This window comes from Comamonas sp. F1-6 (assembly GCF_039581415.1).
Classification (GTDB): domain Bacteria; phylum Pseudomonadota; class Gammaproteobacteria; order Burkholderiales; family Burkholderiaceae_C; genus Comamonas; species Comamonas thiooxydans.
The window spans coordinates 57,639-80,963 of record NZ_JBCPWN010000016.1; the positions used below are offsets into that span (position 1 = coordinate 57,639).

General features: G+C 61.7%; 17 protein-coding genes. 10 read left to right on the forward strand and 7 right to left on the reverse strand.

Annotation, left to right across the window (positions count from 1 at the left end):
* The first annotated feature begins 103 nt into the window (after positions 1–103).
* The 4 genes from tfpZ (at position 104) to AAIL66_RS16415 (ending at position 5,057) form a co-directional block, all read left to right on the forward strand.
* Positions 104–886, forward strand: a complete 783-nt coding sequence (gene tfpZ / locus AAIL66_RS16400; RefSeq protein ID WP_343497237.1) for a TfpX/TfpZ family type IV pilin accessory protein — start codon at positions 104–106, stop codon at positions 884–886.
* A 106-nt stretch (positions 887–992) separates the two neighbouring features.
* Positions 993–2,807, forward strand: coding sequence for a phosphoethanolamine transferase (locus tag AAIL66_RS16405; protein WP_343497238.1), 1,815 nt, complete (start codon positions 993–995; stop codon positions 2,805–2,807).
* Positions 2,808–2,855: 48 nt separating this feature from the next.
* Positions 2,856–3,494, forward strand: coding sequence for a hypothetical protein (locus AAIL66_RS16410; RefSeq protein ID WP_343497239.1), 639 nt, complete (start codon positions 2,856–2,858; stop codon positions 3,492–3,494).
* Between the two features lie 15 nt (positions 3,495–3,509).
* A complete protein-coding gene (locus AAIL66_RS16415; RefSeq protein WP_343497240.1) occupies positions 3,510–5,057 on the forward strand; it encodes a hypothetical protein in 1,548 nt (515 codons plus the stop codon).
* 132 nt (positions 5,058–5,189) lie between these two features.
* Here AAIL66_RS16415 and moaC read toward each other — a convergent pair whose 3' ends face one another.
* A complete protein-coding gene (moaC, locus tag AAIL66_RS16420) occupies positions 5,190–5,663 on the reverse strand; it encodes a cyclic pyranopterin monophosphate synthase MoaC (RefSeq protein ID WP_343497241.1) in 474 nt (157 codons plus the stop codon).
* Positions 5,664–5,863: 200 nt separating this feature from the next.
* On the opposite strand from moaC, the gene AAIL66_RS16425 reads away from it, so the two are divergent.
* A complete protein-coding gene (locus AAIL66_RS16425; RefSeq protein ID WP_343497242.1) occupies positions 5,864–7,525 on the forward strand; it encodes a M48 family metalloprotease in 1,662 nt (553 codons plus the stop codon).
* On the opposite strand, the gene AAIL66_RS16430 is transcribed toward AAIL66_RS16425, so the two are convergent.
* From AAIL66_RS16430 to AAIL66_RS16440, 3 genes are all read right to left on the reverse strand, one after another.
* A complete protein-coding gene (locus AAIL66_RS16430) occupies positions 7,484–7,834 on the reverse strand; it encodes a phage holin family protein (protein ID WP_034348032.1) in 351 nt (116 codons plus the stop codon). The two genes, AAIL66_RS16425 and AAIL66_RS16430, sit on opposite strands and share 42 nt — an antisense overlap.
* Positions 7,835–7,943: 109 nt before the next feature.
* Positions 7,944–8,417 (reverse strand): hypothetical protein, encoded by a 474-nt coding sequence (locus AAIL66_RS16435; RefSeq protein ID WP_034351037.1) that lies wholly within the window; start codon positions 8,415–8,417, stop codon positions 7,944–7,946.
* 133 nt (positions 8,418–8,550) lie between these two features.
* Entirely contained in the window at positions 8,551–9,306 is a 756-nt protein-coding gene (locus tag AAIL66_RS16440) for a TerC family protein (RefSeq protein ID WP_034351034.1), read from the reverse strand.
* Between the two features lie 425 nt (positions 9,307–9,731).
* Between AAIL66_RS16440 and AAIL66_RS16445 the strand changes: the two genes are divergently transcribed.
* Positions 9,732–10,181 carry a DUF3717 domain-containing protein gene (locus tag AAIL66_RS16445; protein WP_034351032.1) on the forward strand — a complete coding sequence of 150 codons (450 nt, stop codon included), beginning with the start codon at positions 9,732–9,734 and terminating at the stop codon, positions 10,179–10,181.
* Positions 10,182–10,184: 3 nt separating this feature from the next.
* Here the strand turns inward: AAIL66_RS16445 and AAIL66_RS16450 are convergent, their stop codons facing one another.
* Positions 10,185–10,745, reverse strand: a complete 561-nt coding sequence (locus tag AAIL66_RS16450; protein ID WP_003072218.1) for a YaeQ family protein — start codon at positions 10,743–10,745, stop codon at positions 10,185–10,187.
* Positions 10,746–10,895: 150 nt separating this feature from the next.
* Entirely contained in the window at positions 10,896–12,275 is a 1,380-nt protein-coding gene (gene purB / locus AAIL66_RS16455; protein ID WP_003066783.1) for an adenylosuccinate lyase, read from the reverse strand.
* Between the two features lie 170 nt (positions 12,276–12,445).
* On the opposite strand from purB, the gene AAIL66_RS16460 reads away from it, so the two are divergent.
* Positions 12,446–13,063, forward strand: coding sequence for a glutathione S-transferase C-terminal domain-containing protein (locus tag AAIL66_RS16460; RefSeq protein WP_012840344.1), 618 nt, complete (start codon positions 12,446–12,448; stop codon positions 13,061–13,063).
* Between the two features lie 340 nt (positions 13,064–13,403).
* Here the strand turns inward: AAIL66_RS16460 and glnE are convergent, their stop codons facing one another.
* Complete coding sequence (gene glnE / locus AAIL66_RS16465; RefSeq protein WP_343497243.1) at positions 13,404–16,196, reverse strand: bifunctional [glutamate--ammonia ligase]-adenylyl-L-tyrosine phosphorylase/[glutamate--ammonia-ligase] adenylyltransferase; 2,793 nt, start codon at positions 16,194–16,196, stop codon at positions 13,404–13,406.
* A 183-nt stretch (positions 16,197–16,379) separates the two neighbouring features.
* On the opposite strand from glnE, the gene AAIL66_RS16470 reads away from it, so the two are divergent.
* Genes AAIL66_RS16470 through AAIL66_RS16480 form a run of 3 tightly spaced genes read left to right on the forward strand, consistent with a single transcriptional unit; the run spans position 16,380 to position 23,325 of the window.
* Positions 16,380–20,441, forward strand: a complete 4,062-nt coding sequence (locus tag AAIL66_RS16470) for a YhdP family protein (protein WP_343497244.1) — start codon at positions 16,380–16,382, stop codon at positions 20,439–20,441.
* Complete coding sequence (locus tag AAIL66_RS16475; RefSeq protein WP_343497245.1) at positions 20,438–21,253, forward strand: carbon-nitrogen hydrolase family protein; 816 nt, start codon at positions 20,438–20,440, stop codon at positions 21,251–21,253. The genes AAIL66_RS16470 and AAIL66_RS16475 overlap by 4 nt, the downstream gene beginning before the upstream one ends.
* Positions 21,250–23,325, forward strand: a complete 2,076-nt coding sequence (locus AAIL66_RS16480; protein ID WP_034351024.1) for a PAS domain S-box protein — start codon at positions 21,250–21,252, stop codon at positions 23,323–23,325. The genes AAIL66_RS16475 and AAIL66_RS16480 overlap by 4 nt, the downstream gene beginning before the upstream one ends.

Genomic DNA, 23,325 nt, shown 5'->3' on the forward strand with positions numbered 1-23,325 from the left:
TTCCGTAAGGAATCCTTTTTTATTGTTGGCTTGATTTGCGCAGTTCTCCGGCCCCCGCCTCTCAGCCTGTCACAGACCCCTTATTGAACCGCAACGCTAGCGCATGCAACAGAGCACAAAGCCTACACGTCTGACTTTTGCCCTAAGGGCTCTGAGTATCCACTTTGGCGCCAGCTGCGCTCTGGCTCTGGTTGTTGCGTGGATCGTTTTTGCGTACTGGATTCCTAAGCCTTATTACGGCTTGGTGGGGGCGCCCCAGTTATTTCTGATTTTGCTGGGCGTCGATGTTGTATGTGGCCCGCTGCTCACAGCGATACTGGCCAATCCGGCTAAGCCTCGCCGAGAGTTGTTGATGGACCTCAGTCTGGTCATCTTGCTGCAACTGGGCGCACTGACTTATGGGCTACACACGATTGCTAACGCCCGCCCTGTTGCGTTGGTGTTTGAGGTGGACCGGTTTGTGGTCGTATCCGCCTCGCAAATCAACACCGAAGACATGGCTCAAACTTTAGGAGGCTTTCGGCAGCTGCCTTGGGACGGACCTCGATTGTTGGGTGTGCGCGCTTCGCGAAACGGCGGAGAAACTTTGCAAAGCATAGAGCTGTCACTGCAAGGCATCGAGCCCAGTGCTCGCCCTGGCTGGTGGCAAAGCTATGACATCAGTCGCCCTCAAGCGATGCAGCGTATGCAGCCTATCGCTACGCTGCTCCACGCAGCAAGCGCAGAGCAGCGGCAATTGATTGACAAAGCCATGCAAGCGTTACCACAGACGCTTAAGCAGGTATTTTATTTGCCGCTGGTCTCTGGCCGCCAGCTCGACAGCTGGATCGTGCTGCTGGACGCGAAGGCAAACATCATTGGTTACGTGCCTGTAGGAGGCTTTTAGTAAACCCGCTCAGAGTGAGCCGGTGGGGCAGCGTCTGCGCAGCTCATGTCTTTCATCTTTCGTATTCATGGGCCTTATTCGCTTCTTGCCACAACGCACAACATCCATGCCCTGCCACGTGAATGAACCTGGGCAATGCTCACTGTCGCCTCTGCGGACGCGATGGTATGCCCAGCCTGCCTGGTGGTTTTTTGTGGTCTTGGTGCTCGTCTGGAATATTCCGAACCTGCTGCCCTGGGAGCAGAGCTTGTACCCCGCCACGTATTGGCTGGACATGCAGGATCGCTTGTTCAAATCTTTGCTGCTGGCTGCTCTGGCAATGGCACTGTTTGCCCGCCCCTGGGTAGCTTGGGGCGTTTCGTGGGGACTGTGTCTGTGGTGGCTACCCATTTCGGTGGCAGTGCGTTATATGAACGAAACGCCGCTGAATGCCAGCCTGATTGGCATGGCCATGGCTAGCAGCCTTGGTGAATTGAAGGGGCTGTTGCTGTCTATGCCACGCAACATTGTGCTGGCGATGCTGCTCTGGAACGGTTTGTGTGGCCTGGTGCTTTACGGGCTTTGGCACAAGCGTCACTGGCGCTGGGCGGGATGGCCGCGGGCGCGTGTGTTGCTGGTGTGCGTGGGTCTGCTGCTGCTTCCCCGTATCGTGCAGTGGAGTGTGCGGGAGCCTGTGGTTGAGCAGCATGCCAAGGTTCAGAGTCGAGCATCGATGAACGACGACCCTTTCAAGGAGGGGGATCGGGCCATTGGTTTCGATGTTGATTTGCCCCGCGCCTTTCCATATGAGTTGCCATGGGCATTGGCGCAGTACTGGCAGGCGCGACGGGTGGTGGAGGCGTCTATCGCAAGCATGCGCGAGGTGCAGGATGCACCTGCGCTGGCCTCGGGCGCGCCAGAGGTGGTGGTATTAGTGATTGGTGAGTCTTCCTCGCGCAAGGCTTGGCAGCTGTTTAATCCTCAACTCGAGGTACAGACCACGCCCCTTTTATTAGAGCGTTTGGCGCGGGGCGAGCAGGTTCTACCGTTTTCCAATGTGGTCGCGCAGTCTGTTTCAACGCGGCAGGCAGTGCCTTCCATGCTGACGAAAGAGCCCGTGCTATGGCCGGACGGCACGCCTAATCCACAAGCAATGCGCTCCGTTCTGTCGCAGGTAGCACAGGTGGGCTATCGCACCGGCTGGTTCTCCAATCAGGCGGCTGTGGGCGAGTTTGATGGCGTGATCGCTGCATACGCGAATGAGGCACAGTCTAGAGCTTTCCTGAATCCTTCCAGCTTTGTGTCACAAGGCAGCTATGACGAGGTTTTGTTGCCCGCGTTGAAGCGCTTTTTGGCGATAAATGAGGGGGCTGGGCGGGCGTTTGCGGTGTTGCACACCATGGGCAGCCATTTCCAGTTTGAGCACCGTTATCCACCAGGTTTCGGTCCCTTTGCCCTGCCGCACAGCGCGGAGCAGGCCTACCAAAACAGTGTTGCCTATACCGATGCAGTGCTTGATCAGGTGATCGATGCTCTGGAGCAGGACGGGCGTTCGGCCGTGATGCTGTATGTGTCTGATCATGGGCAGGGGCTGTCTGAACAACGGTGCAGCAAGTCGGATATCAATCGGTTGACAGTGGACTCTTATGAGGTGCCAGCCTTGCTTTGGCTCAGTCCAGGCTATGCGCAGGCTAATCCTCGGGTGGTGACAGCGTTGAAGGCCAACTCCAAGCGTCCTTACACCACGGCGGTAGTTCACCAGACGCTGCGTGATTTGCTTGCAGGCGATGAGGCTGCACAGGCACCAGCTTTGGCGCAGGCAGGCAGTTTTTTGCGCACGCCGCCACTGGATTTTGTGCAGAGGGTGGTGTTTGCCGGTGCACAGTGGGTAGATTTTCAGGAAGCAGCGGCTCGCAACCCTTGCTTTATCAAAGCGCCTTGAGCCGTCGGGCGAATTAGGTATTGGCTGTTTGCTATGGACGTGTTTGTAATGAAGAAACTTTCTTCTGCGCTGATTGCGCTCACATTTTTTTCCTCTGGATGTGCCGCGCTGGTGTATCAGGTGGTGTGGCAGCGCTATCTGTTTACCGGGCTGGGGGTCGATATCGATTCTGTGACGCTGATCGTTTCGTCTTTCATGTTGGGCATTGGCATTGGTGGGGCGCTCGGGGGCTGGCTGGCTGATCGCTGGCCGCGTGAGCGGCTTCGGTTTTATGCGTTGGCGGAGCTGGGACTAGCCGTGATCGGCTTTGTCAGTCCATGGTTGTTTGCCGCCGTGCAGTCGCTTGGTAGCTGGGGCTGGTCTTATGGAAGTGTGGCGTTTATGGCGGTATTGATAGTGCTGGTGCCCACTACGATTATGGGAACCACGCTGCCCTTGCTCACAATGTTCTTTGATGAGTCCCTGACCAATGTGGGAGTGTCGGTCGGAATGCTGTACTTCTTCAATACTCTGGGAGCGGCGTTTGGGGCGTGGCTGACGGCCAATATATTGTTTATGCACTGGGGTCTAAATACTAGTGCCTGGACGGCAGCAGCCATCAATCTGGGCTGTTTTGCGGCGACCTTGCTGGCGGCGAAGTTGTCGCGTGGGCATTCGGCAAATATGACTGCGCATGCTGCAGCCTAAAGGAGATTTTTTGCCATGAATGCTGCTCGTTTTATCAGTTTCTGGACAGGTTTTTGTAGCCTGTCACTTGAGATCGCCTGGGTGCGTCTCTATGGTTATGCCAATCAGAGCACGCCGCAGGCGTTTGCCTTTGTGTTGGCCACTTATTTGCTGGGGATCGCCCTGGGGGCGCAGATCGGCAAGCGCGTGTGTCAGTTGCCGCAGCGTCAGGATATTGAGAAGGTCTCAGTGCTGGTGCTGCTGCTGGGAGCCGTTGTAGCGGTGATGGCTCCTTGGGCTTTTTTAGGCTCCACAGATTTGGCGTTAGACGATATTGTCGCCCCACTGGGTATTTTTCTGACTGCTGCCACCTTGTCGGTGTTGTTCCCTGTAACCCATCATTTAGGCACTCCACAACAGTCGGCGGGCAATGATGTGGGCAAGGGACGGCACTTCTCGCGAGTCTACATTACGAATGTGGCCGGGGCTGCGCTAGGGCCTCTGGTAACGGGCTATGTCTTGTTGGAGTTTCTGACAATTACGCAGACCTTTGCCTTTCTGGCTAGTGTGATTTTTTTGCTGGCCTGCGCTGCTGGTTGGGTATATGGTCTGGGGCGAAAATTAATGGTGCAGGGCTGTGCACTGCTGTGCCTAGGCTTGACTCTGGTTGGTACATATTGGGCCTGGAGTGACGCGCATGCGTTTGCCCGCTCTATGGCGATTAAGTATGGGGATCCGGAGCCGGTGGTGATGGTCCATGAAAATAGGCATGGAATTATTACGATCACTGAATCCCCAAACGTTGGAGGGCAGACGTTTGTTGATTACTTGGTATATGGCGGGAACGTGTATGACGGCAAAGTGAATGTCGATCTGGAGCGCAACACCAATGGACTTGAACGACCGTTGGCCTTGAATGTACTGCAGCCCGAGGCCAAGAGGGTGCTGATTCTGGGCCTGTCCATCGGGTCGTGGTTGACAGTCGTGCAAGGCTTCCCTGGCGTGGAGCAGATAGAGGTGGTCGAGATCAATCCCGGCTATCTGACGCTGGCTCGCCAGTTTGAGGCACAGCGTAGGGCACTGGAAGACCCGCGTGTACGTCTACATATTGACGATGCACGCCGCTGGCTGCAGTACCACCCGCAAGAAAAATACGACCTTATTCTGATGAATACGACCTGGCATTGGCGCGCCAATAGCTCTATGTTGCTTTCACAGGAAATGATGGCGTTGGCCGGTCGTCATCTAACCGATAAAGGAGTGCTGGCATTCAACGCGACGGGATCGGTGGACGCGTTCTATACGGCATCGACGGTATTCAAGGAAACACGACGCTATCAAAACTTTATCTATGGCGCGCAGTGGGACCCTTTCACGCAGGCCCAATCTTTGCAGTCTTGGGAGCGCCTTTATCAGGTGACAGTGGATGGTAAGCCTAGCTTCAGAAAGGGGCATGGTTTTGTCGAGAAGTACGCCAAAATCCCGTTTTTAAATGTGGAGCACGATCTTCAGGCGCTAGGCAGAGCCCCTGAAGTGATCAGAGATGACAATATGCTGGTGGAATACAAATATGGGAAAAAATAACGAGTGTTCTACAGTGGGACCTCACCCTTGCAACCGTTCCTAATGGTGAAGAAAGGAAGCTGTATCCCATATTGCAAGCGCACATCGAGTATCATTCGCTCAAGTTTGTTTGAGTTTGTACTGGGTAAGGATTCAGGCGACCCAATCCCCCGACTTCCCCCCCTGCTTCTCTAACACCCTGACTCCCCCCATCACCATCCCCTTATCCACCGCCTTGCACATATCGTAGATAGTCAGCAAGCCGACCTGCACGGCGGTCAGGGCTTCCATTTCCACGCCGGTCTGGCCTTTTAGCTCGACGGTGGCGGTGCAGAGAATGGAGCTGGATTCGGGCTCCAGCTCGAACTCCACGGCAACGCGGGTCAGGGCCAGGGGGTGGCAAAGCGGGATGAGGTCGCTGGTCTTTTTGGCGGCCATGATGGCGGCGATGCGGGCCACGCCCAGCACGTCGCCTTTTTTGGCCGTGCCGGCCTGCACAATGGCCAGGGTCTCGGGCTTCATGGTGATGCGGCCTTCGGCGACGGCGATGCGGTGGGTGCTGGGCTTTGCTCCAACGTCCACCATATGGGCCTGGCCCTGGGCGTCGAAGTGGGTAAGAGAGGACATGGCGGTTCTTTCCGGCTGCAGACGGGTTCGGCTCTGCGGCGCAATCAGGGTTGAGCGGGTGGTGGGTGGCGGCTATACCTGGGCATCACAGGCGGGCATCTCGCCGCATCCATCAATCAAGGCATCATAGTGGGGTGTGGAACGGTCGGCATATGGAGGATCCGTATGTCGGCAATGCTGTGATTGCCATGCCATTTTTGATGCCAAAACTGCGTACAGTTCATATTCTAAAAGCGCTGACAGCTTCTGTTTTGATAGCTATTCAGGCCGTATCCCCATTGGCTTCCTCTGCGCAGGCGGCGGGTTTGCCGACCCTGGGCGACGGCGCATCGTCGCTGACCACGGGCGAGGAGCGGCGTCTGGGCGATTCCATCGTCCGCGAGCTGTACCGCGATCCGGACTATCTGGACGACCCGGTGCTGCAGGAATATGTGGAAGGCATCTGGCTGCACCTGCAGGATGCGGCGCGCAAGAATGGCGAGCTGTCGCCCGAGCTGGAGGAGCGCTTTGCCTGGACGCTGCTCCTGGGCAAGGACCGCCAGGTCAACGCGTTTGCACTGCCCGGCGGCTATATGGGCGTCTATCTGGGTCTGATCGGCGTGGTCAGCAGCGGCGATGAGCTGGCCTCGGTCATTGCCCATGAAACCAGTCACATCACCCAGCGCCACATTGCCCGCATGATGGCGCAGCAAGGCAAGCAGACGCCGCTGATGCTGGCTTCCATGCTGCTGGGCGCCCTGGCGGCCACGCGCAGCCCCGATGCAGCCATGGCCATCATGATGGGCGGTCCGGCGGCGGTGATGCAAAACCAGCTGAACTTCTCGCGCGCCATGGAGAGCGAGGCGGACCGCATGGGTTACAGCCTGATGTCTCCCGCGGGCTTTGCCCCCCAGGGTTTTGTGAGCATGTTCGGCAAGCTGCAGCAGGCCAGCCGGCTCAATGACAACGGCAGCTGGCCCTATCTGCGCAGCCACCCGCTGACTACCCAGCGTATCGCGGACATGGATTCGCGCATTCCGCCCGGCAAGCGTGCGGCCGACCCCGTGCCGACGCTGGAGCATGTGATGATGGCGGCCCGCGCCCGTGTGATCTCCAACCCCGGTGTCGAGGTACGTCGCCAGTGGGCCACGCTGCCGCGTTCCGGCAGTTTTTCCAGCCTGAGCCAGTTGGAGCAGGTCGCTCAGCTCTATGCCGCGACGCTCAGTGCCATGTATCTGCGCGACTGGCCGCTGGCGCGCGAGATGGCGCAGCGGCTGCTCGCGGCGACGGCGGGCAACGCACCAGCGAATATTCAAGCCAGATGGCTGAATGCCGAGCTTGAATTCAAGGCAGACAACCCGCAGGCGGCCTTGGCGGCTTTGCCGCTGCAGTCCGGCAATGCCCCCCAGGCGGCGCCCAGGGTCATGGCCAGCGGCAATCTGGCCGGGCCGCGCGAGGCCGGGCCGCGTGAGGCCGGGCCAAGCCTGGCCACGATTGACGTGGTGGAGCAGGTCGCACCACGCAGGCCAGAGCTGTTGCTCAAGACGGAAATCCTGCTCAGGCTCAACCAGGCTGGATCCATGGCCAGCCCCCTGCAGACCTGGGTGACGGACCATCCGCGCGATGGCTCGGCCTGGCAGACGCTGGCGCGCGTGTGGCGCAGCCAGGGCCAGGAGATGCGCGCCCTGCGGGCCGAAGCAGAGGCCCAGGTGGCGCACTATGACTACGCGGCAGCGGTGGATCGCTTCAAGGCCGCGCAGGATCTGGCCCGCAAGGCCGGCGCCAGTGCCGATTACTTCGAGGCTTCCATCATCGACACGCGTTTGCGTGCCGTGGAAGAGTTACTCCGGGAACAGCTGCGCGACAAGGCGGTCAATAAGTAGGCCCAGTACCGAGTAGATCAGCGCACCCAGCATGGCGGCCCAGAAGCCGGTGACATGGAAGCCGCCGAGGATGCCGGAGGCCATCCAGAACATCAGGCCGTTGACCACCAGCAGGAACAGGCCCACGGTGATGATGGTCACGGGCAGCGTCAGTATCACCAGGATGGGGCGAATGATGGTGTTGAGCAGGCCGATGACCAGGGCCGCAATCATGGCCGAGCCGAAGCTCTGTACCTGTACGCCGCTGTAGACATAGGCGACCGCGAGAAGAGCCGCCGCGCAAAGAAGCCATTTGACGAGGATTTTCATGCTGACCAGCATAGCAGCAGGCCGTGTCTGCGCTCATCGCGGCACAGCATAAAAAAAGCCTTGCGAGGTGTTGGCCGCGCAAGGCTTATTTTGAGAGTGCTTGAAGCTCTTAAATCGAGAGCGAGTCGTCGATCACAAAGCCCATCATGGCGGCAATCGCCGCCATGGTGCCGGGCAGATTCCAGCGGCCACCGGTGGCGCCTGTCTTGGCATTGGCCTTGACGGGAGCGGCTTGCACGACCTCCTGCTTGGGGCGGCGGGCGTCGATGATCTGCGCTGCGCCATGTTCCTGTTGCAACTCGGCGACCAGCTCGGTCAGCGGGCCCTTGGCCAGCACGGCGGTGACCTTGCCTCCTGTCGTCGCCATCACGGGCATCAGCGCCGCAAACAGCTTGTCTGCCCATTTGCCGCGCCAGTTCTCGCGAGCGCGATGGCTGACCCATTTGCTCACACGGTGGGTCATGCGCGGAGCACAGGCCACCAGCAACCAGTGGGAGGAAGCCGCCTGGCTCGATCCCGCCAGTGCCTCGAGCATAGGCTGGGCGTATGTGGCGTCATCCACGTAAACAATGATGGGGTTCAAAGTGCGTCCTAACGGGAACGAAGGTTGAAGAATGCGGCACATCTGTAGGAATGTGCCGACTTGTTTCTATTGTGAGTCGTGAAGGCTGCGGTCAGTTCCCGCATTCCTTCACGAATTGCTGGGTTTTCCAGACTTAGTGGGCTGCAACCGCGGGGCGGCGGCTGGCAATGAACTTGCCCAGGGCCAGAACCAGCAGCGCGCCGCCGATATGGGCTGCCCAGTACAGGGTCTTGGAGATCTCGGCCAGACCTTGTGCATCGGTCGTGCCCAGCTTGGGCATCCACAGCCACTTGTCGGTGTTCACGAACACGGGGTCGGTCACGAACATGCCGCCCGCGATCCAGCCCAGCAGCATGCCGCCGGCCACGATGATCATGGGGAAGCGCTCCATCAGCTTGATGACCAGCTGCGAGCCCCAGACGATGATGGGCACGGAAATCAGCAGACCCAGCACGATCAGCAGCATCTGGTGGTCGCCCGAGCTCTGGGCTGCGCCGGCGATGGCGATCACGTTGTCCACGGACATCACCAGGTCGGCGACGATGATGGTCTTGATGGCGGCAAACAGCTTGTCGCTGCCTTCGATGTTGTCGTGACCTTCGTCATCGGGAGCAATCAGCTTGATACCGATCCAGATCAGCAGTATGGCACCCACGACCTTCAGGAACGGCAGCTGCAGCAGCACCATGGCAAAGGCGATCAGGATGATGCGCAGGACGATGGCACCGGCAGTACCGTAGATGATGCCCTTGCGACGCTGCTCGGGTGGCAGCTTGCGGCAGGCCAGTGCGATCACGACCGCGTTGTCGCCGCCTAGCAGGATGTCGATGATGATGATTTGGCCCAGCGCAATCCAGAAGGGCGTGTGGGTCAGAAAGTCCAGATCCATGTGATTTTTCCTCGTTGTGGAATGCCGCTGGTGCAGTCTGCATAGGTTTGGCACTTGACGCCAGCGGGTGAAGACCAAGGTGACGTAAGTCGAAGCGCAAACCCGCGCGAGGAATCGTGCAGGGGCAGACACTTTGATTGACCGTCATCGGCCTATCAAAGGTCTTGCTCGATTGCAGCCTGGCTGCAAACCGTATGGCCGGAAGCTTGCGCTTCGTATTGACGACCATCCGCTCATGACGCAAAACATGCGCCCGATAAGCTACTCCCCTTCGAAGCTGCGCATTTCAACACAGCAGGCATGGGATTTCAAGTTTCAAACCCCATCTAGTTCACAGGTTTTATATTGAGCAGCTGCCTTGCAGCGCCTTTGCACACAACACAGGCAGCTACCAAAAAAGAAGCAACCTTGCTGACGCAGGCCTCATGGCAGCGGCTTATGATGCCTGCTCCATGACTGCCATTCACATCACCGACATCGAAGCTGCCATCAATTACTGGCGAGGCCGTGCTCCATCGCCCGACGGCGTGCTGCTGGCACCCGAGGTGAAGGCTCTGGCCGAGGTGTATGCGCTGATGATTCATGCCTGCGAGTCCGAGGTGGCGGTGGAGGGCTTTCCGTCACATGCCATGGCTGCCTGGCTGGCCTGGTTCGACACCATGCCCGATACGCCTTGCATTGCCATCTGCTCCACCAGTCAGGGCGACGAGAAATGCAAGGGCTGCGGCCGCAGTTTCGACGAGGTGCAGTACTGGACGGCCATGGAGCCCGCCGAGAAGCGGGCCGTATGGCGTCGCATCACGGTCGAGGGCGATTCCTGGCGCTTCAACCGCTATGCGGAGCGCGCGGCGGAGCGGCGCGGCCAGAGTTTCTGAAGCTTATTTCCAGCGCGTGGGCTCGACAAACACCGTGCCCAGATTGCTGGACAGCGTGAGCTGGCCTTCCTGAATCGTGGCCTGCAGTTGCATGCTGCGCTCGGCCAGCGCACCCAGTTGCTGGGCCACTTCCGAGTCGATGTAATGCACTTCCAGCTTGCTCTGGCGGGCCAGCTTGCCTTCCAGACCCTTCCACCAGACATGGGCGGCGTGGTTGAAGGGGTAGACCAGCATATGGTCCGACTTGTTGCAGGCCTTGGTGATGGGCTTTTCGTCGGGCTGGCCGACTTCGATCCACAGGCGCTTCTGGCCGGTGTAGTCGGTGATGTGCACGTCCGGATCATCAGGGTCGGACAAGCCGATGCCAAAGCCCAGCGTGCCGTCACCATTGCACAGGTCCTGCAGCTTCCAGGCGTTCAGCGCCAGGGCCACCAGGCGCACCATCATGCGGTCATCTGTTTCGCTGGGATGGCGCGCCAGCGTCAGATTGTGGTCGGCGTAGTAGTTGTGGTCGATGTCGGCAATCGACAGATTGGCTTTGAAGATGGTGGACTTGATGGCCATGGCGGTGCTGCCCGCAGGCAGTCCTTTTGAAAACTATCAAAAACAAGAGCTGCCAGCGCCAATAAACATTGGCTTTGGCAGCTCTTTGATGCTGAAAAGCTTGAGTATCAAGCGCTAGCAGCTATCCTTTTTGCGGATCAAACTTGCGGTTCAAACGCGCTTGGCCAGCTCGGCAGCCTTGCCGATGTAGGAGGCTGGCGTCATGGCCAGCAGACGGTCCTTGTCGGCCTGGGGGATTTCCAGACCGTTGATCAGGCGGTGCAGGTCTTCGGCCAGCACGGTCTTGCCGCGCGTGACTTCCTTGAGCTTTTCGTAGGCGCCCTGCACGCCATAGCGGCGCATCACGGTCTGGATGGGCTCGGCCAGCACTTCCCAGGCGTGGTTCAGGTCTTCCTGCAGGCGCTCTTCATTGAGCTCCAGCTTGTTCAGGCCGGTCATCAGCGAAGCGTAGGCCAGCGTGGTGTAGCCAAAGGCGACGCCGATGTTGCGCAGCACGGTGGAGTCGGTCAGGTCACGCTGCCAGCGGCTGATGGGCAGCTTCTCGGCCAGATGCTTGAGCATGGCGTTGGCCATGCCCAGATTGCCTTCGCAGTTCTCGAAGTCGATGGGATTGACCTTGTGGGGCATGGTGGACGAGCCGATCTCGCCGGCCTTCAGGCGCTGCTTGAAGAAGCCCAGGGACACATAGCCCCAGATGTCGCGCGACAGGTCGATCAGGATGGTGTTGGTGCGAGCCATGGCGTCAAACAGCTCGGCCATGTAGTCATGGGGCTCGATCTGGATGGAGTAGGGCTGGAAGCTGATGCCCAGACCCTTGGGCTCGGCGGATTCCACCACGTTCTGGCTGAAGGCTTCCCAGTCGAACTCGGGCCAGGCCGACAGGTGGGCGTTGTAGTTGCCCACGGCGCCGTTCATCTTGCCCAGAATCTTCACACCGGCGATGTTGGCAGCGGCCTTTTGCAGACGCACGACCACATTGGCCAGTTCCTTGCCCACGGTGGTGGGAGAGGCGGTCTGGCCGTGCGTGCGGCTGAGCATGGGCACTTCGGCGTAGAGGTGGGCCATCTCGCGCAGCTTGGCGATGATGCCGTCGATGGCGGGCAGCAGCACGGTGTCGCGGCCGACGCGGATCTGCAGCGCGTGGCTGGTGTTGTTGATGTCTTCGCTGGTGCAGGCAAAGTGCACGAACTCGGCGGCCTTTTGCAGCTCGGCGCGGCCATCGAACTTGGACTTGATCCAGTACTCCACGGCCTTCACGTCGTGGTTGGTGGTCTTTTCGATGGCCTTGATGGCGTCTGCGTCGGCTTCGGAGAAGTTGGCGACCAGCGCGTGCAGATAGTCGCGCGATTCGGCCGACAGCGCGGGGAATTCGGCAAAGCCGGCATCGGACAGGGCGATGAACCAGGTCACCTCGACCTGAACACGGCGGTGCATATAGCCGTATTCGCTCATGATGGGGCGCAGTGCGGACAGCTTGGCGGCGTAGCGGCCGTCCAAGGGAGAGATGGCGGTGAGGGAGGACAGGTTCATGGTGGCGCAATTGTAGGTGCGCTGCATCAGTCGCACGCCGCGCTGGGTTGCTCGGCGGCCGCGGCCGGCATGCATGCCGGCCCTTTGCGGCGGCAGCCGTGCCGCCATGCCAGCGCATAGAATCATCGCACCGGCCCGTCGCCGGTGACTCGTGTCATGGAACCGCTGCTATGAAACTAATAGGCTCCACCACCAGCCCCTTTGTGCGCAAAGTCCGCGTCGTGCTGGCCGAAAAGAAGCTGGACTATCAATTCGTCGAAGAAAACCCCTGGGAGGAAGCGCTTGCGCCGGGGACGGGCAATCCTCTGGGCAAGGTGCCGCGTCTGGTGATGGACGGCACGGAGGCCATGTTCGATTCGCGCGTTATCGTCGAATATCTGGACACACTTTCGCCGGTTGGCAAGCTGATTCCGGGCACGGGCCGCGAGCGCGCCGAGGTCAAGACCTGGGAGGCCCTGGCTGACGGCATGCTGGACGCTGCGGTTCTGGTGCGGCTGGAGGCCACTTGGCCCGGCCGCAGCGCAGAGCAGCGCAGCCAGGCCTGGATGGACCGCCAGATGGGCAAGGTCCAGGCCGCGCTCAAGGTCATGTCTCAGGGCCTGGGCGAGAAGCCGTTTTGCTGCGGAGGCACGCATCTGACGCTGGCCGATATCAGCGTCGGCTGTGCCCTGGCCTGGCTGGATTTCCGCTTTCCCGAGATGGATTGGCGCGCCGAGCATCCGAATCTGGCCGCCTTGCTGATCAAGCTGGCGGCACGCCCCAGCTTTGTGAACACCGTGCCCCACTGAGTGACAGCATGCCGTCAAAGAAAAGGCCACTCGAAAGTGGCCTTTTTTGGGGCATAAAAAAGCTGCGAAGCATCCCGAAACGAATTAAGAGAGGGAGGGAGGAGAAGCGCTCCGGGGATTGTTCAATGGGCGTACCCAAGGGCTTCGCAACTGGAAATTGGTGAATGCAGACCTGTCAGTTCATTGCACTTGACTATCAGATAAGACACTGTTGCAGAAGTTCCAGCCCCCGTGGGTTTCATTTTTGTAACAGTTTGGCAATGCCTGTAGGCAAATCTTGATGGATGCTGCCAGTGCTTCGAAAAGCAGGTACTCACCAATCTCCGGTCCCTTGAGACAGTTAGCTGCTTTGCGCTGAGTCGACAGGCCCGAACACCGCAGTCCAGAGCTTGAGTACCGCTTCACGCTGGGCCTGGGCCTGCTCTGGTTCCAGCTGTCCGGAACGCTCATCCAGTCTTGCCACGTGTTGCAGGCGGCGCAGCTCGCGGTAGGCCTTGGCTGCTTCATAGCCCACTGTCTTGGGCAGCAGGCCCGCGTCTTCGGCGCGCTGCAGCAAGGCGATATTGCCCACATTGGCGATCAGCTCGCGGTGCGCGCCGGATTCGGCAAGCACCAGGTACTGCACGGCAAATTCCACATCCACCATGCCGCCGGGGCTGTGTTTGACGTCAAACAGGCCGCCGCGTACCGGGTGGGCGCCGCGCACCCGCTCACGCATGGTTTCAATCTCGTTGCGCAGAGCAGCGGCATCGCGCGGCGCGGTGATGACGGCTTCGCGCACCGCATCAAAGCGCTGATGCAGGTGCAGATCGGTCGCAGGCTCGCCTGCAGGCGAGGGAAAGTCGCGGCTGCCAAGCACAAAGCGGGCACGCGTCATGGCCTGGTGTTCCCAGGTCCAGGCGGTGTTGCTGCCGCGCTGCTGCTGGTAATTGGCATAGGACTCGAAGCTGGTCACCAGCAGGCCCGAGTTGCCGTTGGGGCGCAGCGCGGTGTCGATCTCGAACAGATCGCCTTCACCGGTCTTGACGGTCAGCCAGTTGATGAGCTTGCGCACATAGGCCGCGTAGACCTCGGGCGCGCGGTCATCGTCGTCATCGAAGACGAAGACGATGTCCAGATCGCTGCCGTAGCCGAGCTCCTTGCCGCCCAGCTTGCCGTAGCCCACGATGCCGAAACGTGGCGTATCGCGATGGCGGTTCTTGAGCCGGCTCCAGCACCATTGGGCCGTGATGCGCAGCACGCTGTCGGCCAGGGCGCTGAGGTCGTCGGCCACTTGCTCTACGGTAATGCGGCCTTCGATATCGCGCGCCAGGGTGCGGAAGACTTCGGCATGGTGGGCGCGGCGCAGCAGATTGAGCAGGGTTTCATCGTCGTCCTCGCCCGTGGACTGCAGGGCGGCCAGGCGCATGGCCAGCTCGTGCTCGAAGTCTGCTGCAACAAAGCGCTCCTTGAGGATGGCATCGCTGGCCAGCTCGTCGATCACCCCGGGGTGTTGCTGCAGGTAACGTGCAGGCCAGCGTGCAGCTCCCAAAAGATGTAGCAACCTCTCGTGAACTGCCGGGCGTTCCAGCAGCAAGGCGAGGTAGCTTTCGCGGCGCAGCAAGGGTTCCAGCCACTGCAGAAAGCGTTTGGCAGCTTCTTCGCTGGACTGGCCGCTTTCCACCCATTGCGAGGTGCGCTCCACCAGCCTGAACAAACGGGCCCGCGTCTCGTCGCGCAGGCCATTGATGCGGGTATTGCTGCGCCAGTCGGCGACCTGCCCGGCCAGCGAGGGAGGCAGGGCCTCGATCAGGTCTTCGATGTCTCTGGGCGTGGGCGGTCCGCCTGCCGCAGCCTTGGCGGCATTGCAGTGGCCGTTGCTGCATTGCTGGGAGTCGCCGCCGAGCAAGGTGTCGAACTCCTGTGCCACCAGTTCGCGGTGCTCGTCCAGATGGTGCAGAAAGCCGCAGGCATCGGCATAGCCCAGGGTGCGGGCAATCCACAGCAGATCATCGTCGCGTGTGGGCAGCACATGGGTCTGCTGATCGTCCAGATACTGGATGCGGTGCTCCACCTGGCGCAAGAAGATGTAGGCGCGGCTCAGCGCATCGGCAATTTCGGCGCTCATCAGATTGGCCTGCACCAGGCGCTGCAGCGCTTCCAGCGTGGGGCGGCGGCGCAGTTCGGGGAACTGGCCGCCGCGCACCACCTGCAGCAGCTGCACGATGAATTCGATCTCGCGGATGCCGCCGCGCGAGAGCTTGACGTCGTTGGCGCGCTCGGGATGGCCTGCGCTGCGCTTGGAGGCGTGGTCGCGGATCTGGCGATGCAGGCTGCGCAGCGAGTCGAACACCGCATAGTCCAGATAGCGGCGGAACACAAAGGGCAGCACCACGCCGCGCAGGGCCTGGACGTTGGGGGTCTGGATATCGGCCAGCGGCGCCACGATGCGGCTCTTGAGCCAGGCAAAGCGCTCCCACTCCCGGCCGTGGATCTGTAGATACTCCTCCAGAGAGGACAGCGAAACGGCGGGGGCACCGGAATTGCCGTTGGGCCGCAGAGCCAGGTCGACGCGAAAGACAAAGCCGTGCTCGGTGGTGTCGCCGATCAGGCTGAAGATGCCCTTGACGGCACGGCCGAAGTACTCGTGGTTGGAGATCACGCCGCGGCCGTCGGCCTTGCCCCGGGTGTCGCCGTCATGTTCGTAGACGTAGATCAGGTCGATGTCGCTGGAGACATTGAGCTCGCGGGCACCTAGCTTGCCCATGCCTATGACCCAGAACTGGACTTCCTGGCCGGCGGGTCCTTGAGGTGCACCATGCCGGGTGTCGAGTTCGGCGCGCACCTGGGTGCAGGCGCGATCCAGGGCCAGCTCGGCCAGCTCGGTGACGGCCTTGGTCACCACGGCGAGAGGTGCCTGCTGTTCGCAGTCCAACACGATGATGCGCTCCATCACCAACTGGCGCAGCACGCGCAGCGCCGCGGAGAGGTCCAGGCCGCGCGACTGCAGCGTGCCCAGGGCCTGCTCCATCAGGGCCCGGTCGGGGGCTCCCGGCGGCAAGGCGTCAAACCAGTTCTCGTAACGGCGGTGAAGGCGCTGCACAAAGCGCGAGTACTGGGCCGGGGAAGGAACATTGAGGGCGTTTTCTGCCATTGCTTGCTCTGGGGACTGCATGCGGACCGTGAAAAATGATGTCAGGCAGGCAGGTAATCAGCCCGGCAACGTGTGGTTACCGAAACGTGCACGGGGGCGCCGGTCATAATTCCTGCCATTGCTAGGCCACCGATGATCGAACCGAAACCACTCCCAACTCGCCAAATTCATAGGCTGGCCAGCTTGGCACGGTGGTCTCTGGGACTGGTCCTGAGCCTGTGGCTGCTGCTGGCCACCGTGTGGGGGGGGCTCCATTTCTGGATTGTGCCGCGAATCGAACAGTGGCGCCCCGAGCTGGAATCCCTGGCCTCACGCAGCCTGGGTGTACCGGTTTCCATTGGCCGGCTGAATGCTTACCGCTCGGGTCTGGTGCCGACTTTCGAGCTGGGCGACGTGGTCCTGCATGACCCTGCGAACAAGAGTGAGGCCTTGCTGCTGCCCAAGGTGGTGGTGGCGGTCTCTGCCCATTCGCTGATGACCCTGGGCATCGAGCAGATATATCTGGAAGGGCCGGATCTGACGGTCCGCCGCGATGCCGACGGCCAGATCTTTGTGGCCGGTATTGCCGTGTCATTCGATCCGGGGCAGGGAACCGACTCCGACTGGATCTTCTCCCAGCCCGAAATCGCCATCCGCAGCGGCAAGCTGCAGTGGGTGGACGAGCTGCGCAATGCTGCGCCCTTGCAACTGCAGGATGTGGATCTGGTGCTGCGCAACAAGCGCTGGCACCACTCCCTGCGGCTGGATGCCACGCCGCCAGAGGGCTGGGGCCAGCGCTTTACGGTCATGGGCAACTTCAAGGAGCCTTTGCTGTCGGTGCATGAAGGGCGTCTGGAGCGCTGGAGCGGACAGGCTTATCTGGACTTCACGCATATCGATCTGTCCCATCTGGGTCAGTATCTGGGTCCGCAGGACTGGAAGCTGCAGCAGGGCAAGGGCTCGGTCAGGGCCTGGCTGGATGTGGAGCACGGCCAGCCCGTGGGCGGGGTGGCCGATGTCGCGGTACAGGCGTTGCAACTCCAATGGCGGGACAGACCTGAGCCCCTGGCCCTGCAGGCCTTGCGGGGGCGCCTGCGGGCCAAGAACCAGAATGGTTACCAGTTTTCCGTCCAGGGATTGCAGTTCACGGCCGATGACGGCCTGAACTGGCCCAGAGGCGACTTCAGCCTGCGCTATGTGCCGACCGGCGCTTCCGAGCAGGGCAGCCAGGGCGAGCATGGCGAGGTTCAAGCCGATGGCATCGATCTGGCCATTGCGGCGCAGATGCTGCAGCGTCTGCCCCTGCCGCAGGCCGTGCAGACCCAGCTCAAGGCGCTTGCGCCGGCAGGACAGCTGAGTGATCTCAAGCTGTCATGGCGCGGACCTCTGCAGCAGCTGGCCCAGTACAAGGCTTCGGGGCGCTTCGAGCAACTGGGCTTGCGTTCCCAGGCTTCGCAGGAGGGCCCGCACAGCATTGGTATCCCCGGCGTGCGGGGGCTGAGTGGCAAGTTCAGCCTGGACCAGGACAGCGGCGAGGCAACGCTGACCAAGACGGCGGCCGCCAGCCAGGCCATGCTGAGCTTCCCCGGAGTGTTTGAAGACCCCGATATTCCGTTCGACCAGTTCGACAGCCTGGTGCGCTGGCAGCTGCTGGACAAGGGCCAGTCCATCAAGGTGCAGGTGCCCCGGCTGCGTTTCGCCAATGAGGACACGGCCGGCCAGGCCCAGGCCAGCTGGCAGTCCGGTGCTGGGACCAAGGAGCAGCCGCGCTTTCCGGGACTGCTGGATCTGCAAGGGCAGCTCAGCCGCGCCAAGGGTGAACGGATTTATCGCTATCTGCCCCAGGATCTGGGCAGCGATGCGCTGCGCTATGTGCGCGAGGCCATCACCACGGGTCAGGCCAGCGCGGTGAACTTCCGCGTCAAGGGCGAGCTCGAGCATGTGCCGTTTGAAAAACCGGGCAAGGGCGAATTCCACATCAGTGCCCAGGTGCATGATGTGAACTACCAGTTTGTGCCCGGCTATCTGCTGGGCCCTGGCGAAAAGCCCTGGCCGCCGCTGACCAAGCTGTCGGGCGAGCTGGTGTTCGACCGCAACTCCATGCAGGTGCGCAAGGCCAAGGGCTTTCTGGGGCATACCGCCATCGTGGTTGATGAAGCGCAGGCCGGAGTGGCCGACTGGAACCTGACCGAGGTGGAGGTCAACGCCAAGGCTCATGGAGCCCTGGGCGATATGCTGAACCTGGTTCAAGGCTCTGCCCTGTCTGCGCTGACTGCCCATGCTCTGGATGGCAGCAAGGCCACGGGCAATGCCAAGCTCAGCCTCAGGCTGCATCTGCCCACCATGCATATGGAGCGCAGCAAGGTACAGGGTGAAGTGGCGCTGGCGGGCAATACGCTGCAGCTGATGCCCGAGGTGCCCACACTCAGCCAACTGCGCGGCAATGTGCAGTTTTCGGAGACCGGCTTTCAGCTCTCGGGCGTGCAGGCCAAAGCGCTGGGCGGCGATGTGCGCATCGAGGGCGGCATGAAGCCTGCCGCCGACGCCGCCACGGCCCCGGTGCAAGTGCGCGTGGACGGTATTGCCACGGCCCAGGGTCTGCGTGATGCCAAGGAGATGAGCGAACTGGTGGCTCTGGGCAAGCATCTGCAGGGCCAGGCCCGTTATGGCTTGCAGATCAAGGTGCTGCACAGCGTGCCGGAAATAAGTCTGCAGTCCGACCTGCAGGGCATGGCGGTCATGTTGCCAGCTCCTTTGGGCAAGGCGGCCGACAGCTCCCTGGCCTTGCGTGTCAACCGCACGGTGCCAGCCGTGGCTAAGCCGCTGACCGATCAGTTCGGCGTGCAATGGGGCAATCACGCCGCAGCTTTGCTGGAGCGCGATATCAGCGGGGCTCAGGCCCGCATCACACGTGGCAGCCTGGAGCTGGTGGAGTCGGGCACGGCGGAAGCCACGTTGCCGCCTGCCGGCCTGCAGGCCAGGGTGCAACTGCCGGTGCTTGATCTGGATGCCTGGAGTCGTTTGTGGCCCGATGGCGCAGGGGGCGCTGCCAATGGCCCCGGTGCCGAGGAAGAGAGCTGGCGCCAGTTTGTGCCGCAGCAACTGGCGCTCCAGGCGCGCGAGGTGAAGCTCCATGGCCGTTCGCTGCACGACGTATCCCTGCAGCTCAGCCATGCCAGCAAGGTCTGGATCAACCAGATCCAGTCACGCGAGCTGGCAGGGCGTGTGGAGTACCGAGAGCCCTCTGCGCAGGAGCCGGGCGGCCTTGTCATCGCCAAGCTCTCGCGTCTGAGCATTCCCGACGGCCCGGACGAAGGGCTGGATGCCGCTGCGGAACAGACCGGCAATGTGCGCGAGTTACCGGCCTTGCAGGTCAGTGTGGACGACTTCCAGCTGGGCAGGCGTTCGCTGGGCAAGCTGGATGTGGTGGCGCGCAATCACGGGCTGTCCGTCGGCGCGGGGCAGCGCGAATGGCAACTGTCGCGCTTCAATATCAGCACGCCCGAGGCGACGTTGACGGCCCAGGGCTCCTGGGGGCTGCGCTCCAGTGACAAAAAGCACCCGGGGCAGACCCAGCTGCAGTTCCAGCTCAATCTGCGCGATGTGGGCAAGCTGCTCAATCGCTTTGACATGCCTGGCGTGGTTGCCAATGGACAGGGCCAGCTGCAGGGTGAAATCAGCTGGACAGGAGCGCCCGTGACGCCGGAGTTCAAGACCATGTCCGGCGCCGTGCATCTGGAGGTGCAAAAAGGCCAGTTCCTCAAGGCCGATCCGGGACTGGCCAAGCTGCTGGGCGTGCTCAGCCTGCAGTCCTTGCCCAGGCGGCTGACGCTGGATTTCCGCGACGTGTTCCGCAACGGCTTCTCGTTCGACTTCATGCGAGGCGATGTCACCATAGAGCGCGGCATTGCCAAGACGAATAACATGCAGATGAAGGGCGTGAACGCGGCTGTGCTGATGGAGGGCTCTGCCGATATCGACAAGGAAACCCAGGACCTGCATGTGGTGGTGGTGCCGGAGATCAACGCCCTGTCCGCCTCCCTGGTTGCGACGGCCATCAATCCCGTGGTGGGGCTGAGCAGCTTTCTGGCACAGATGATTCTGCGTGGCCCGCTGATTGCGGCCACGACCAAGGAGTTCCATATCCACGGCAGCTGGGAAGACCCGCAGGTGACCGAGCTGCCCAGGCGCAGTGTGCCCAAAGCCGGTGCCGACGATGCCGGCAAGCAGCCCGCCGCCGCTCCAAGCTCAGAGGAGAAGCCATGAAGATTGCCGCTCTACAAATGGTCTCGGGTCAGGACGTCGCAGCCAATCTGGCGCAGGCGCGCAGCCTGATGCAGCAGGCTGCCGCCCTGGGTGCGGAGCTGGTGGTGCTGCCCGAGTATTTTTGTGCCATGGGAGCCAGGGACACCGACAAGCTGGCCTACCGGGAGGCGTTTGGCCAGGGGCCGATCCAGGACTTCATGGCCGGGGCTGCCAGGCAGCTGCAGCTGTGGGTGGTGGCCGGCACGCTGCCGCTGCAGGCCGCTGACGACAGCCATGTGCTCAACACCAGTCTGGTCTATTCGCCCGAGGGCGAATGCGTGGCCCGCTACGACAAGATCCACCTCTTTCAGTTCGACAACGGGCGTGAGAGCTATACCGAGGCCGCCGTGGTGCAGGCGGGCAGCCAGTCCGTGGTCTGCGACATACAGGCCAGAAATGGCGTGAGTTGGCGCCTGGGCCTGAGTGTCTGCTATGACCTTCGCTTTCCCGAGCTGTACCGCGCGCTCAGCGCACAGGGGGCCGATCTGCTGCTGGTGCCAAGTGCCTTCACCTACACCACGGGCCAGGCGCACTGGGAGGTGCTGCTGCGGGCGCGGGCGATAGAGAACCTGGCCTATGTGCTGGCACCGGGCCAGGGCGGCGTGCATGAAAACGGTCGCCGCACCTGGGGCCACAGCCTGCTGATCGACCCCTGGGGCGAGGTGCAGGGCCTGCAGGCCAGCGGCACCGGTGTGGTGGCGGGAGAGCTCAATCGTGACCGCCTGCTGCAGGTGCGCCAGCAATTGCCGGCCTTGACCCATCGTGTGCTGTGACTGATCCGCTGAATACCGCTCTTGACGCACTGCCCGAGGACCATCCCGCCCACTGGCCCTGGCGGCGCTGGCGCATGGCCTGGAAGCGCTGGTCGCTATGGACCTTGCTGGTGGCACTGGTGGTCAGCATGCTGGTCACCATGGTCTGGCTGGCCGGACGCTATGAGGCCTCGCAGGTGCAGGAAAAGCTGGAGCGCGACACCGCCAATGCGGTCGGCGATATCCGTGCAGCGCTGGGCCGTAATCTGCAGGACCTGCTGGCGCTGAGCGCCTACAGCAGCAAGCATGCCGCCTGGCGCGAGCATGCGACCGAGCTGCTGCAGCAGCGCCGCGACCTGATGCGCATCGAATGGCGCGGTGAAAACATGCGTCTCATCGAGCATGCCGAGACGCCTTATCGCACCTTGCTGGTCGAGGACGAAAGCCATTTGCCCGAGCTGCATTCGGGCGAGGCACTGACCTGTACCCAGGCCAGGCGCGTCAACGGGCCATCGTACTCGCCCAGCCGCTTCCAGCTGCTGGGCGAGGGCCTGGGCACGGAGACCATGCAGGTCTGCATGCCGCTGACGGAGAACGGCCATGTGGTGGGCTATGTGCTGGGCACGTACAGCCTGCAGGGCATTCTGATGGCCCAGGTGGGCAAATCCCTGCCGCGCACCCAGGAGGTTTCGTTCACCGAGCCGGACGGCACGCGTCTGGCCATGGTGGGGGCGGCCTGGCGCGGCTCGCGCATGTTCACGGCCCAGCAGTTGCTGGATCTGCCGGGCAACACCCTGGTGCTGCGCATGGACAGCTGGCATCACGCGCCCAGTGTTTTTCCGAATGTGATGACGGCGCTGGTGACCGGCATGTCGATCGCGCTGGTGACTGTGGTGGTGGTGCTGGTGCGCGACAACCGCCGCCGCCTGCGGGCGGAGCGCGATCTGGGCGATGCGCTGGCCTTTCGCAAGGCCATGGAGGACTCTCTGGTCACGGGCATGCGTGCACGCGATCTCCAGGGCCGCATCACCTATGTGAATCCGGCCTTCTGCAATATGGTGGGCTTCAGCGCGCAGGAGCTGCTGGGCCTCAATGTGGCGCCTTACTGGCCGCCCGAGCTGGCCCAGGAATATGTGAGCCGGCGCGATCAGCGCCTTGCCGGCCTGCTGCCCACACCGCGTCAGGGCCACGAGAGCGTGTTCATGCGCAAGGACGGCTCGCGCTTTCCAGTGCTGATTTTCGAGGCGCCGCTGATCACCGCCCAGGGCCAGCACACGGGCTGGATGAGCGCTTTCATCGATATCAGCGAGCAGCGCCGCATGGAGGAGATGTCGCGTGCCTCCCAGGAGCGCCTGCAGGCCACGGCACGCCTTGCGACGGTGGGCGAGATGGCCTCCATGCTCAGCCATGAGCTGACACAGCCGCTGGCCGCCATTTCCAGCTATGCCACGGGCTCGCTCAATCTGCTGGAGCATGAGCCGACCGGCCCTCAGGTCCCGCATCTCAAGGACTTGCGCATGGCTTTGGAGCGCATCGGTTTTCAGGCCGACCGCGCAGGCAAGGTCATCAAGAGCGTGCGCGATTTCGTGCGCCGGCGCGACAAGTCCAGAGAGGTGGTGCAGCCCGTGGAGCTGATCGATGCCGTCATGCCTCTGGTCTATCTGCAGGCGCACAAGCTCAATGCAACTGTGCAGCTGGAGCTGGAGCCCGATCTGCCGGGGGTGCTGTGCGATGTCACCATGGTCGAGCAGGTGCTGCTCAATCTGGCGCGCAACGGCATGCAGGCCATGGACCTGCCCGAGCTCAAGGAGAGGGTGTTGACCATGGCTGTCAGGCGCAGTTCTGACGGTAATAACGCGCGTTGGGTAGAATTTTCCATCATGGACTGCGGCGCCGGCATTTCTGCGGAAGTCGCCGAGCAGCTGTTCACCCCCTTCTTCACCACGCGCACCGAAGGCATGGGCCTGGGCCTGAGTCTGTGCCGCACGGTGGTGGAGCAACATGGTGGTCACCTTGATTACCGCCCGCACCTCCCGCAGGGCACGGAGTTTGTCTTCACGCTTCCGGCCCACTGGGAACCCAGAGAGAACTAG